The organism is Pseudobacter ginsenosidimutans, assembly GCF_007970185.1.
GTDB classification, from domain to species: domain Bacteria; phylum Bacteroidota; class Bacteroidia; order Chitinophagales; family Chitinophagaceae; genus Pseudobacter; species Pseudobacter ginsenosidimutans.
The window spans coordinates 6,532,149-6,545,383 of the sequence record NZ_CP042431.1 but is presented as its reverse complement, the minus strand read 5'-3'; the positions used below and the strand labels follow the sequence as shown (position 1 = coordinate 6,545,383).

The 13,235-nt window shown below is 47.1% G+C and carries 12 protein-coding genes; 9 read left to right on the top strand and 3 right to left on the bottom strand.

Features of this window, described 5'->3' with window-relative positions; genetic code table 11:
* Positions 1–74: 74 nt before the first annotated feature.
* From FSB84_RS25625 to FSB84_RS25615, 3 genes are all read left to right on the top strand, one after another.
* Positions 75–671 carry a DUF3347 domain-containing protein gene (locus FSB84_RS25625; protein WP_130540688.1) on the top strand — a complete coding sequence of 199 codons (597 nt, stop codon included), beginning with the start codon at positions 75–77 and terminating at the stop codon, positions 669–671.
* Between the two features lie 3 nt (positions 672–674).
* Complete coding sequence (locus tag FSB84_RS25620) at positions 675–3,023, top strand: TonB-dependent receptor (protein WP_130540687.1); 2,349 nt, start codon at positions 675–677, stop codon at positions 3,021–3,023.
* Between the two features lie 67 nt (positions 3,024–3,090).
* A complete protein-coding gene (locus FSB84_RS25615) occupies positions 3,091–3,279 on the top strand; it encodes a hypothetical protein (protein ID WP_130540686.1) in 189 nt (62 codons plus the stop codon).
* A gap of 1 nt (position 3,280) precedes the next feature.
* On the opposite strand, the gene FSB84_RS25610 is transcribed toward FSB84_RS25615, so the two are convergent.
* On the bottom strand, positions 3,281–4,141 hold the full coding sequence (locus FSB84_RS25610; RefSeq protein WP_130540685.1) for a hypothetical protein: 861 nt from the start codon (positions 4,139–4,141) through the stop codon (positions 3,281–3,283).
* 133 nt (positions 4,142–4,274) lie between these two features.
* The gene (locus FSB84_RS25605; protein WP_130540684.1) at positions 4,275–5,465 is read right to left on the bottom strand and encodes a hypothetical protein; all 1,191 of its coding nucleotides are present in this window, start codon (positions 5,463–5,465) and stop codon (positions 4,275–4,277) included.
* 195 nt (positions 5,466–5,660) lie between these two features.
* Here FSB84_RS25605 and thrS point away from each other — a divergent pair, with 195 nt between their 5' ends.
* From thrS to FSB84_RS25575, 6 genes are all read left to right on the top strand, one after another.
* Positions 5,661–7,598, top strand: a complete 1,938-nt coding sequence (gene thrS / locus FSB84_RS25600) for a threonine--tRNA ligase (protein WP_130540683.1) — start codon at positions 5,661–5,663, stop codon at positions 7,596–7,598.
* A gap of 60 nt (positions 7,599–7,658) precedes the next feature.
* Entirely contained in the window at positions 7,659–8,249 is a 591-nt protein-coding gene (gene infC / locus FSB84_RS25595; RefSeq protein ID WP_127125545.1) for a translation initiation factor IF-3, read from the top strand.
* A gap of 131 nt (positions 8,250–8,380) precedes the next feature.
* Positions 8,381–8,713, top strand: a complete 333-nt coding sequence (locus tag FSB84_RS25590; RefSeq protein WP_130540682.1) for an ArsR/SmtB family transcription factor — start codon at positions 8,381–8,383, stop codon at positions 8,711–8,713.
* Positions 8,714–8,954: 241 nt separating this feature from the next.
* Entirely contained in the window at positions 8,955–9,530 is a 576-nt protein-coding gene (locus tag FSB84_RS25585) for an RNA polymerase sigma factor (protein WP_130540681.1), read from the top strand.
* A 98-nt stretch (positions 9,531–9,628) separates the two neighbouring features.
* Positions 9,629–10,726 (top strand): FecR family protein, encoded by a 1,098-nt coding sequence (locus tag FSB84_RS25580; RefSeq protein WP_130540680.1) that lies wholly within the window; start codon positions 9,629–9,631, stop codon positions 10,724–10,726.
* Positions 10,727–11,666: 940 nt separating this feature from the next.
* Complete coding sequence (locus tag FSB84_RS25575; protein WP_130540679.1) at positions 11,667–12,533, top strand: DUF6089 family protein; 867 nt, start codon at positions 11,667–11,669, stop codon at positions 12,531–12,533.
* Positions 12,534–12,545: 12 nt separating this feature from the next.
* Here the strand turns inward: FSB84_RS25575 and FSB84_RS25570 are convergent, their stop codons facing one another.
* Positions 12,546–12,935 carry a response regulator gene (locus FSB84_RS25570; protein ID WP_130540678.1) on the bottom strand — a complete coding sequence of 130 codons (390 nt, stop codon included), beginning with the start codon at positions 12,933–12,935 and terminating at the stop codon, positions 12,546–12,548.
* Between the last annotated feature and the right edge of the window lie 300 nt (positions 12,936–13,235).

The following is a 13,235-nucleotide window of genomic DNA, read 5'->3' as shown; positions in this document are numbered from 1 at the left end:
CTTTTTACGCCGCAAAAGTAACACAATCATGCCGTAACATTCAGAAATGTTACCTTTGAGAAATTTTTATTCTGATGAAAAAAGGTGTACTCTTAATCCTGGTTCTGGTGATCCTCGGCATTGCCGGATGGATGATCTGGGGCGGTAAGAAAGAAAACAAGCCCGAAGAGAAGCAAAAGCCGCTTACGAAGGCTGAAAATACCGACGCCTTCAACAGCTCCTTCGGTGTGATGCTCAATACCTATTTCAAGCTGAAAGATGCGCTGGTGGCCAGCGATACCGCCAAAGCTTCCGCGGCTGCACTGGAACTGGCAACCGCTGCCGACAGTCTGAAGATCGATGAGATCAGGGCCGATACGATGGGTGTACTCAAACTCACGGCGGAGGAATATGCCGGCACCATCAACGGATCTGCAAAAGGACTGGCAGGAGAGAAAACCATCGAAGCCAAGCGCCAGGAATTCAAAATGATCACAGATGCACTCTATGTGCTCTTCCAGACCGTTCGCTACAATGAACAAAAGATCTACTGGATCCATTGCCCCATGGCTTTCAACAATACAGGCGCTTACTGGATCAACCAGGATTCCACCGTTCGCAATCCTTATTTCGGCGACAAGATGCTCACCTGCGGAACTGTGGAAGGTCAGCTGGACTTTACCCAACAATAATATGTGAAATCAGCCCTGCTCCTGGTATATGCTCTGATCACCTCACTGGCAGCTTCAACGCAAACAAAATTTACGTTGAGCGGATTTGTGAGAGATTCCCTGTCGGGTGAATCCCTGATCGGAGCTACTGTTCAGGTGCAGGACGATGGCTCGGTCTCCAGTAATCAATACGGATTTTATTCCCTCACGCTACCGGCAGGGAATTATTCGATACTCGTTTCTTTTGCAGGCTACCAGTTGCAGCAGCTGAACATCAGGCTGGATAAAAATATCCGTCAGCATTTTCAACTGTTGCCGCGCGGCACATTGCAGGAAGTGATCGTCAGTTCTAAAAAGAAAGACGGGAATGTGATGAATGCCCAGATGGGCAAGATCGATCTCAGCATGCAACAGGTGAAAGCAGTGCCTGTGCTGCTCGGCGAAGTGGACCTGCTCAAAACACTTCAACTGCTACCCGGCGTACGCAATGCAGGTGAAGGAAATACCGGCATGTATGTGCGCGGCGGCGGACCTGATCAGAATCTCATTCTCCTGGATGATGCCATCGTATACAATACAGGTCATCTCTTCGGTTTCTTTTCCATTTTCAACAGTGATGCCATCAAAAATATTTCGCTGATCAAAGGCGGTATGCCTGCGCAATACGGAGGCAGGCTCAGCTCCGTACTGGATATTGCGATGAAGGAAGGAAACATGAAAAGATGGGAAGTGGAAGGAGGTATCGGCGCCATAGCTTCCAGGCTGAGCGTGCAGGGACCATTGAAAAAAGATAAAGCGAGTTTCATCATCTCTGCCCGACGGACTTATGTAGATATGCTGGTGAAACCCTTCATCAAAAAGAGCAGCAACTATCATGGATCAGGATATTATTTCTACGACCTGAACATGAAGGCAAACTATAAGTTTTCGGATAAGGATCGGCTTTATCTCAGCGGTTATTTCGGAAGGGATGTATTCGATTTCAAAAGCGCGCAACGCGCGTTCAGCGCCAATATTCCCTGGGGTAATTCCACTGCCACACTCCGATGGAACCATGTGTTCAACCGGAAACTATTCGCCAACACAACCCTCATGTACAACGATTACAAATTTGCCTTCGGCGCCACACAGAATGATTTCGCCCTGAACCTGAGCTCCGGGATCCGTGATCTCACCGGCAAATTCGATCTCGATTTCTATCCTTCGCCTTCACACAAAATGAAGATGGGATTCATGTACACCAGGCATCGCTTTACACCCAATATCCTCACCGGCAACCAGGGCGATACTGTACTTGCACCCAATAACGAAAGCCCGAAATACGCAATTGAAACAGGCGTTTATGTACAGGACGACTGGACTATCAGTGATCGCCTGCAGGCCAGTGCCGGACTGCGTTTCAGCAGCTTCACACAAACAGGGCCCTACAAAATATTTGAAACCGATGAGGATGGCAACAAACTCGACAGTACTGTTTTTGGTAAAGGGAAAACTGTAAAAACATACGGTGGCCCGGAGCCCCGGCTAACCCTTCGATATACCATCGATGAGTCTACAAGTATCAAGGCTTCCGCCGGCAGGAACCTTCAATATATACATCTCGTCAGCAATGCCGGTTCAACGCTGCCCACCGATCTCTGGGTGCCCAGCACATATCGCGTGCGGCCGCAGATCAGCTGGCAATATGCCGTTGGATTGTTCCGCAATTTCAACAATAATATGTTCGAGACTTCCGTGGAGCTCTATTATAAAAAAATGGAAAACCAGATCGAATACGGTGAGGGATATACGCCGAGCCTGAAAGATCCTGAAAGTGAATTCGTTTTCGGAAAGGGATGGAGTTATGGATCGGAATTCTTTTTCAACAAAACGAGGGGCAGGTTCACCGGTTGGCTGGGTTATACGCTCAGTTACACCTGGCGGCAGTTCCCCGGTCTGAATGATGGAGAAAAATATCCCGCCAAATACGATCGGAGGCATGATCTGTCCGCGGTGGGCATGTACCAGGTGAATCCCAGGTGGAAACTTTCAGGTGTGTTCGTTTATGGTACCGGCAATGCCACTACTTTGCCGGAAAGATTTTATGTAGTGAGTGGTGTGCTCACCCAGGAATATGGAAAATTAAATACTTACAGGTTGCCGGCCTATCATCGCCTCGATCTCTCGGCTACGCTCACCCCAAAAAAGAAAGCCGGACAGAAATGGGAGCAGAACTGGGTATTCAGTATCTATAATGTGTATAGCAGGCTCAATCCCTATTTCATTTATTTCGACCAGGAAGGCAGCGCCTACAGTGGCGAGCTGAGCATCCAGCCCAAACAGGTCTCACTGTTTCCTATCATTCCCGCCGTTACCTGGAATTTCAAATTCTGATTTTTTTCAAAAGGCACTAGTACAGTCGTTGCATCTTGTTGTTTCTATAGTATGTAAACGCTTGCCTATGGAATTTGTGATTCAATCGAAAGCCGAATATGATGCTGCTTTGGAAACGATCAATGAAATGATGCGAAGGGGAGAAGATAAGTTGACGGAAGCAGACCGCTCCTCTTTTTTCCGGATCGCAGTAGCGATTGAACGTTTTGAAGACTATTTCCTGGAAAGAACTGTTTTCTCTCCATATACCTGCTGAGTTACAGGTTATACCTGAACTTCACCACTGCACTTTTGGTTTCGCTGGATGAGATCCTTATCTCATATTTCCTTCTTCCTGCTGTTACGATCATCAGTGAAGTATTGGGAGGGATGCGGCCGAGGTTTTCTGCATACATCATCAGCTCGTAATCCGTATTGGGCATAGCATTGATGTGCAGGGTGAGCGGCCGGTCGGTCAATCTTTTCTTGTGTAATATCAAGGCGCCATTGAGGAAGATGCTAACGGTATCGTCATCTATTTCTGCATTGTCGTACAGATCGATGCGGATCAGAGATGTATCTACCTTGAGTGTTTGCACCAGCTCTTTTTCCCTTTGTTGCAGTGTGAGTTGTTGCTGCAGCCTGGCGAGGCTGTCGTTCTGCTGGATGGTAACCGGAAAGATCGGTTGTGCTTCACGGTGAAGATCGATATTGCCTGGCACGCAGGCATTGTTATTGCCCATTTCGTGGCCGCTCCATTGCCCGGTGAGCAGTTCTTCTGCGCCCTGTTTCGCAAAACTCAGCTGATAGGTCTTGATGCAGGGAATGCATTGTGGCGGTACATTGTAGCTGAGCACACTGCTTTCGATCAGCACCAGTCTTTTCGTTTGTGCATTGTATCTGCCTTTGAAAATGGTTTTGGTGAATTGTTCCCTGCTCACATAACTGTAGGCATTGCCCATGATCAGTTGCTCATTGCTGTAGTAGATATGCAGTTCGAGGCCATATTCCGGGAAACATCCCTGTGCGCCCTGTGTACGTTTGCCGCGCCAGATGCCGGTAAGGTTCTGGGCCATTGCCAGTTGGGCGAGGAGTGCCAGTGATAAAAAGAAAACAGCCCGCATCAGGAGTATTTCCATTAATATCCAACATCTCTTTGAAATCCGCCATCAAATTTATGTAAGCGGTAATCAGCGTGTGGCCAGTTGTTCGCGCACCCGCGAGTGGCTTGAATTTGCTCGCCGAAGGCGAGCGAGGTCGGGCACTCTGCTCTTATTTCGGTTTCTCGTATTTGAATACCACCACGGCATTCTTTTGTTCCGTGGATGTAATACGCACTTCGTAATACTTTTTGCCGGCATTCACCACCATCAGTGATGTATTCGGCGGGTATTCACCAAGATTTTCGGCCACCATCACCAATTCATGCAGGTCATCCTCTTCACTCAGTTCGATCTCGATGGTGAGTGGCTTATCTGTCAACCGTTTTTTGGAAAGCACGAGTTTTTTATTGTGGTAAACGGAAATCGTATCATTATCGATGGTGCCGTTATCGTAGATACTGATGATCAGTTTGCGTGCGTCCGTAGTGATGGTTTGCACCAGTTCATTCTGCCTGCTGGAAATAACTTTCGGAGTGGGAAGCGTAAGGCGTGGCTTCACATCCACTTTTTTGATTGTGTCCAGTTTCGGCTGTGGAGGCAGGCTGGTCAGAGGTTGCGGGATAGCAGGCTTTACCACGGGCTGCTCTGTCTTTTTAGTTGTGCTGCTGGTAGTGGTAGTACTTTTTGTGGTACCCGAACTTTTTGCAGTGGTTGTGGTTTTAGTAGTGGTGGTAGTTTTAGTACCGGTTGGAGTTTTAGTGGTTGTAGTGGTGGTCTTGGCAGTTCCGGTATTCGGCTTTGTTTCCGGATTTGTTTTGGGAGCAGGTTTTGCAGGTTCTGCTTTGGCTATTGGCGGTTTTTTCTCCGCTTCTTTTTTCAACAGAAAGGGTTCCTTGTAAAAGTCCGAAGTCTGTACTTTTCGCAGGAAAACCCGTCCACGTCCGCAACTGGTGGAATCGGTAGTGTTCATGCTGCTGTAGGAACCTTCCAGGAATTCTTCATTGCCTATTTTGGAATATTGCAGGAAGTAGGTCATGATGCAGGCATCAGACCGGCCGCTCATGCGGACTTCCACAATTTTCAATTCTTCGAGGAATACTTTGCCGGTGGAGGGATTGACCGTGCCGCGGCAGGTAGCTTTACCATAAAAGACGGTGGTCAGGTAAGAGTAAGTGACACCAGAAAATGCTTTGGCGGATTGATCTACCTGTAATTCGATCTTGTAACGGCTTTCCTGTCCAAGCGCTTCCAGGTAGCGGGCCTGCTCACCTTTGAAATTACCTCTCCAGATACCTGTCAGGTCCTGTGCAGATGCTGAAATGCCAATACCAATCAGAAGAAAGAATATAAATCGCTTCATGAATGTTCCCTCACTGTAGCAAATTAGTTAAAACCTTAGTTTACGACAAATATCGTAAGTGGCAGTCTGCAAATTCTTAGTTAAATTTGCAGACCCCGGTAGAGTTCAAGGGTGGGCTACGAAAAATCAAAGCCGCCAAGATACAGTATTCCGCGGGATCGGCCTCATAAAAAAAGATACACGGAGTTAAACATTATGATCAGGATTACATTCCCCGATGGAGCAGTACGGGAGTATCAACAAGGAATTACTGCACTGGAAATAGCAAAATCAATCAGTGAAGGGCTGGCCAGAAAAGTATTGGCTGCCAGCGTGAATGGCCAGGTGTGGGATGCCACGAGGCCGATCAATGAAGATGCAACGGTCAAATTGCTCACCTGGGATGATAAGGATGGAAAATCGACCTTCTGGCATTCATCAGCTCACCTGATGGCGGAAGCCGTGGAAAGCATGTTCCCCGGCGCCAAATTCTGGGTGGGGCCCGCACTCGATAACGGAGGTTTTTATTACGATATCGATCTCGGAGGCCGTTCCATTACAGAAGAAGACCTGGCAAAGCTGGAAAAGAAAATGAATGAACTGGCGAAGCAGAACAATAATTATGTTCGCAAAGCCATGCCCAAAGCAGAAGCCGTTTCTTATTTCACAGAAAAAGGCGATGAGTACAAACTCGATCTGATCAGCAATCTCAATGATGGCGAGATCACTTTCTATACCCAGGGCAATTTCACCGATCTCTGCCGTGGACCGCATATTCCCAGCACCGGCCCTATCAAGGCCATCAAGCTCACCAATATTGCCGGCGCCTACTGGAAAAATGATTCCAACAATAAGATGCTCACCCGCATCTACGGGATCACTTTCCCCAGCCAGAAAGAACTGGATGAACACCTGACAATGCTGGAAGAAGCGAAGAAGCGCGATCATCGTAAACTGGGTAAGGAACTCGGCATCTTCACCATGGATGATGATGTGGGTCCTGGTCTTCCGCTCTGGATGCCTAATGGTACCATTATTATTGAAGAGCTGGAAAAACTGGCCAAGGAAACCGAACAGGCTGCAGGCTACAAGCGTGTGGTAACGCCACATATCGCGAAAGAAAGCATGTACCTGACTTCCGGTCACCTGCCTTATTACCAGGATAGCATGTATCCGCCCATGGAGCTGGACGGCACCAAATACTATCTGAAGTCCATGAACTGTCCGCACCACCACAAGATCTTTGCGGCGGAGCCACGCAGCTACAAGGACTTGCCGTTGCGTCTCGCTGAATACGGAACCTGCTACCGCTATGAGCAGAGCGGTGAGCTTTTCGGACTGATGCGCGTACGCTGCCTGCATATGAACGATGCGCATATCTATTGCAGCCGCGAGCAGTTCGCCACTGAGTTCCGCGCCGTGAACGATATGTATATGAAATATTTCAAGATCTTCGGGATCGATAAATATGTGATGCGTCTCAGCCTGCACGAGCCTTCCAGGCTCGGTCAGAAATACATCAACGAGCCTGAGCTCTGGCTGGAAACCGAAGAGATGGTACGTTCTGTACTGAAGGAAAGCAATATTCCTTATGTGGAAGTTCCTGATGAAGGCGCTTTCTATGGCCCGAAGATTGATGTACAGATCTGGAGCGCTATCGGGCGTGAGTTCACCCTGGCCACCAACCAGGTGGATTTTGCCCAGGGAAGGCGCTTCAACCTGGAGTACACCGGAGCAGACAATGCACCCAGTACCCCGCTGATCATCCACCGTGCACCTTTGGGTACCCACGAACGGTTCATCGGCTTCCTGCTGGAACATTATGCCGGTAAGTTCCCCACCTGGCTGGCGCCGCTGCAGGTGAAGATCCTGCCGATCAGCGACAAGTTCATGCCCTATGCAAATACTCTTTTAGAATCTCTGAAAAATGCGGATATTCGTGCAGAGGTAGATGATCGCAACGAAAAGATCGGTAAGAAGATCCGCGATACAGAGTTGATGAAAGTTCCGTATATGTTCGTTGTAGGAGAGAAAGAGATGAACGAAAATAAAGTATCCGTGCGCAGACAGGGTAAAGGTGACCTGGGAGCGATGGATATTGAAACCATGATCAACCAGCTCAGGCAGGAGATCAAAACGCGGAAATCAGATTAGAAGTGGCCCGCGATCCAAGACCACTTTAAAACTTTAAAATTGTAAACGTAAAAATTGTAAATGGCATTTCCACCAAGACCACCGAGAGGTAACTTTAATCCGCGTTTCAGAAAAGAACAGCAACAGGAACATCGTACCAATCACATGATCAGGGTACCGCAGGTGCGGTTAGTAGGAGATAATGTGGAGGTTGGCGTCTATAACACGCAGGACGCACTGCGTATGGCGCAGGAACAACAACTTGATCTGGTAGAGATTTCCCCGCAGGCGGATCCCCCGGTGTGTAAGATCATTGATTACAATAAATTCCTCTACGAAAAGAAGAAGAAGGAAAAAGAGATGAAGGCCAAGAGTAAAACGGCTGAGGTTAAAGAGATCCGTTTTACACCAGGTACCGATGATCACGATTTCGATTTCAAAGCACGTCACGCAGAATCCTTCCTGAAAGAAGGCAATAAAGTAAAGGCCTATGTTCAATTCAAAGGCCGCGCCATCATGTTCAAGGAAAGAGGTGAGCTGGTACTGCTGAAATTTGCAGAACGTCTCGCTGAAGTTGGTCAGCCCGAAGGGCTTCCCAAACTGGAAGGCAAGCGTATGCTGATGATCATTGCACCAAAGACCGCCAAGAAGAAGAAAGAAGGTCAGGAATAATCCTGCTGCCTTTCCAAATCATAAGAGGGTGTGCCTGTTGTATGGCACGCCCTCTCTTGGTTTGGTGCAGCACGCGAAATAGTAATAAGAATCCGATCGGTTACATTTATTTTTGCAACAAATACAGGAGCATGAGACGTGATGTTTTTCAGGCCATCGCAGACCCCACCCGCAGACAGATCCTTCAACTGCTGAGCAGGCAACACCTGACGCTCAACGGTGTTACCGAACATTTTGATGTGAGCAGGCCTGCCATCTCCAAACATATCCGAATCCTCACTGAATGCGGACTGGTGACTGTGAAACAACAGGGCAGGGAAAGATATTGTTATGGAGAGCTCAACAAACTCAAGGAAGTGGCCGACTGGCTCAAACCCTATCAGGCATTCTGGAATAACAAAATGGATGCATTGGAAAAATTCCTCCACAACAGCAATGAAAAAAAGCCCAGATACAAAAAGTAAGAAACTTACTTCCTGATTTCGTTAATTTTTTTCTTCATTTCCGTAGTTAAACTGGCAGTAATTGCATAACAGTATTTTATGGGATTCTTCTTCACTTCCATAGGTTATTAGCAAACTTTGATTACTTTTATTTCATTGTAATCAGCCATTCATTTTCCCTTCATTCAAAATGCATCGCATCATTGAGCGATAAACGGAAATCCTTATCCGTGTTGAATTTTATTAACTAACTGATTCTCTCATGGTCTATTCTGATGATGAACTTTTGCAGTTGTTCAATGACGGTACGGAACGGGGATTGAATGGCGTATACGAAAAATTCTGTCTGAAAGTATATCACTATGTACTCCGGATGGGCATCGGTAAAGACGATGCGATGGATATTACAACAGAAACCTTCATCAGACTGTTCAAAAGAAAGAAGATATTCGATCGGCTCAATAATATTCTTGCTTACCTGCTCACCACTGCCCGAAATGCCGCCATAGATATGGTCCATCAGAGAATGAAGATGGGACAGATGAAGGCAGACTTACATGCAATAAGGGATGAAGACGCAGCTGCTGAATTCAGTGAAGAAGTGACACAGGAAACCCTGAAGGCAGTGCTGGATGAAATAGACAAGCTCCCCAATCAGTGCAGGACCATTTTCATACTGGCTTTTCTGCGCGGAAAGAGCAACAGTGAAATTTCCTCGCAGTTGAATATCGTGGAAAAGACCGTGAGGAACCAGAAACATAAAGCACGCCAGCATCTTCGCATGACAATCCCGCTGAAGAACTGGCTGAAGAACTGGGTACTCAGCCTTGTTGCATGATAGTTTTCCACTTTTCCAATTTTCCTTTTTGAAATAACGGGACAAATGGACCATTTCCCGGTTTTATATATGAGAGCATTCCATCTCAATGATACCTTATGCCGGAAACTGTAAAAAAGATTGCCAGCCTCATTTTGAAATACTGGAGGCAGGAACTGGAAGAAGATGAGTTGAATGAACTGCTGGACTGGGCCAATCATTCGCCCGCCAACAAGGAAACATTCACCCGGCTCACCAATCCAGACTTCATTGTTGACCGGCTCCGTGAACTGACCCTGGTGAAACAGGAGATGAGGCACAGGATCTGGACGGCACTGCAGCTTAGTGAAACTGAAATGCAGGATGAAGGGGAGATAACGGAAGGGGACAAACGACAATATCGTTTATTGGATTTTCCCTGGTGGAAATGGGCAGCTGCAGCAATCTTGCTGTTGATTGCCGGATTGCTGTGCTTTTGGTTCAACCGGCCCTCTTCCGGAAGCATGGTAAGCACTGCAGAGGCCGGCATTACGGAGGCAGAGCCCGAAACAACAGGGGCGCCGGCGCGCAGCCAGGTCAGGTTTGCAGATGGCAGGCTGTTGTATCCCGATACCATGCCGCATGGCGCTGTACTGGAGCACGGTCAATTGAAGCTGACCAGGGAGCCCGGTGGTGTTCGGGTCAAAACAATTGCTGCCGGCAGTTTTGCAGACAGCGCTTTGTTCACCACCATCACCACTTCTGCAGGGGAAAAACTTACCGTTTGGTTGCCCGATGGCACGGAAGTGAAATTGAATGATGCCTCTTTGCTGCGATTTCCTGTATTGTTCAGCGCGAAGGGCCGTGCAGTGGAAGCCAGCGGCGAGCTCTATTTTGATGTATCGAAGCAAGGTGCCGGCGGATCGCGTATCCCCTTTTTTGTACATACTTCAGGCATGAATATGGAAGCGCAGGCGGCACGGTTTAACGTGCATGTATATCCGCAGGACAAGCTGGCCGCAGCAACGCTGGAAGCAGGCAGCCTGCGAGTATGGAAACAGGTTTTGCATTTTGGTTCGGGTATGAACAGCAGAGACAGGGTGGATGTGGTTCTGGAGCCCGGACAACAAGCGCAGATCAGCAACAGCACAGATGGATCGGATATGGGTGGGATCAGAGTGGAACAGGTAGACCTGCAGGAAGTATTATCATGGAAAAATGAGCAGAAGAATAAATAAAAAAACACCGTGTAGCCGGTGAGCCATTGATGGCAACTCCGGTACACGGAGTGAAAACCAGGAAGGGGCTAAGCATTGAATTAATTGCATATTGGTTCCGGAGGCGGAAGGGGCGGGAACGGTCTGTATATAACGCGGGTGCCGGTAGCGCAGGGCAATTTTATCCACCCATATTTGGTTTGCCGGAGCGACAGGGCATTCCAATGTATAGCCCATGAACACCGGAAAGACTTTTGATTATGCTGACCCTCTGCATCCTGAACATAATCAAAGAATCCACCCGTGTTGCATAGTTACGCACTACCAGCTACCCGGTTATTACAGCTACTTCTCAAGGGCCTTATAGTGTGATCGACATAAATGACAATGTTGTTTCCATCTCACTTTTCAAATTCGCTTCATTTCAAATTTACCTCTGTAGTTTCTAATGCCTTTATGAATTCGGGATAAAAACTTTCGTAAAAAATACCATTGACACTCAGTGGTGTAGGAGGAGATTTTATGTAAGTGGTAACACGTAGCTATTCGTATATGCTTAAACGTAAAGCCGCATATTTACGGGTTTTTCTTTCGTTGATTCCCTATAAATCCAGTAGATTTATGGATCGCAGTAATGCTGGTTTCCGGTCCCTGCAAAACATTTGGTTAAGGCTCTGCTTCTTTCCTCCACCGGTTTATTTTTTATCTCCCAACTATTTTTGCTGCTTTCCACGTATCTGTTGATAATCTGTTATGAGTAACAGAGATCAGGCGCTATGAACATTGGAACCTGCGTTGTATCTTGCCGCCAATTCCCCGCAAAATCAGGTATTATTGGCGCGAATATTGCGTAATATGCCCGGATCCGGAAACGGAACTCCCCCAATCTCCTTTGACCGTAACTGTCCAATCCCTTATCGGAAAACTGCCTTACACTTTACTGAAACCAAAAAATCTCTGTATGCGCAAGCTATTGCTATGGTGCTTACTCTTACCGTTGTCAGGTTACTCCCAGCAAAGACTTCATCTTACGCTCCTGGGCGGATTTTCCAATTACCAGGGCGATCTTCAAACAAAGTATTTTACGCTCAACCAGGCCAACCTCGCTGTTGGCGCAGGTCTGCAATATGATATTACTCCTCATATTGCCGCCAGGATCGGTTTTCATTACGGCAGTCTCGAAGCAGACGACAAACAGAATACAGGACAGCTCCGCGCCCGTAATCTCAACTTCCATACAAAGCTGATGGAAGGCAGTCTGCTGTTGCAATACACGCTGTTCGACCTGTCAGACAGACGGATATCCCCCTATGTTTTCGCGGGAGCAGCCATCTATCATTTCGATCCATACACCTACGATACGCTCGGTAATAAGATCTTCCTGAAACCCCTGAGCACGGAAGGGCAGGGACTTCCTCAATATCCCAACCGAAAGGAATACATGCTCACTCAATTCGCAATTCCCTTCGGTGGTGGTGTGAAGTTCCGCGTGTCTGAAAATGCAACCCTGGGTTTTGAAGTGGGTATCAGGAAACTGTTCACGGATTATCTGGATGATCTGAGCACACGTTATGTGGACCCTTTGATCCTGGCCTCACAGCGAGGATTGAAAGCCGTGGAAATGTCTTACAGGGGAGGAGAGGTGAAAGGCGGTAATCCCAATTATCCTGCACTCAATACCATTCGCGGAGGAGAAAAAGCAAAGGACTGGTATTATATCACAGGTATCACCCTTTCTATCGGACTGGGCGGCAAAGGTGGTGGCGATTCCTATTCCGGCTGGAATGGAAGAAGATCACAAATTGGTTGCCCCAGGGTTCGCCAGTAAGAAATACTGAACTCAATAATACGTTGAACCATCTTGTATCGCATGCAGTGCTGTGATGATCTCACGGGTATCTGCATGCGATTTTACTATTATACCTTCAACGCCCAGTTCCTTCAGTTCATCGGAAGGAACCCGTTCGCCAAATAAAGTGGTCACCAGTATTTTTACAGCAGGGAAATTGTTACGAAGCCAGCGGAGAACAGTCATGCTGCTGTTGCGGCTGCTTTTAAAAGCGATGATGGCTATATCCGGAATGCCGGAATGACTCAAAGCCGATTCAAAGCCGTCTTCCATCCTGATAGTGTTGATCACAGAAAAGCCGTTTCGATTCAAGAAATCTCTCAGCACTTCGCGATAAAGGTCATGATCATCCGCAATCATGATTTTGATCATGGTTAACATACATTAATGGTTAGTTGATCCCGGAAATTTTAAAATAGGGTACGGATCATTTATGGCGATCAATCAACTGTGGATGATAAAAAAGGATCAGTAATTAAATAATGGGACAATGAGAAGGAGAAGGTTCGAAATGGAAATGATGCATTGAAAATAAACGGTCCATGTAAAAACGGATACCGAATTGAAATTACTATTACTTTGGTAATCAGAAAAATAATATGTCGTCAATTGTGTCATTTCATTGTATCCGGGTAAAATCGATAACACATGTTGCTACCGGTTCAACTTAATTATTGAACA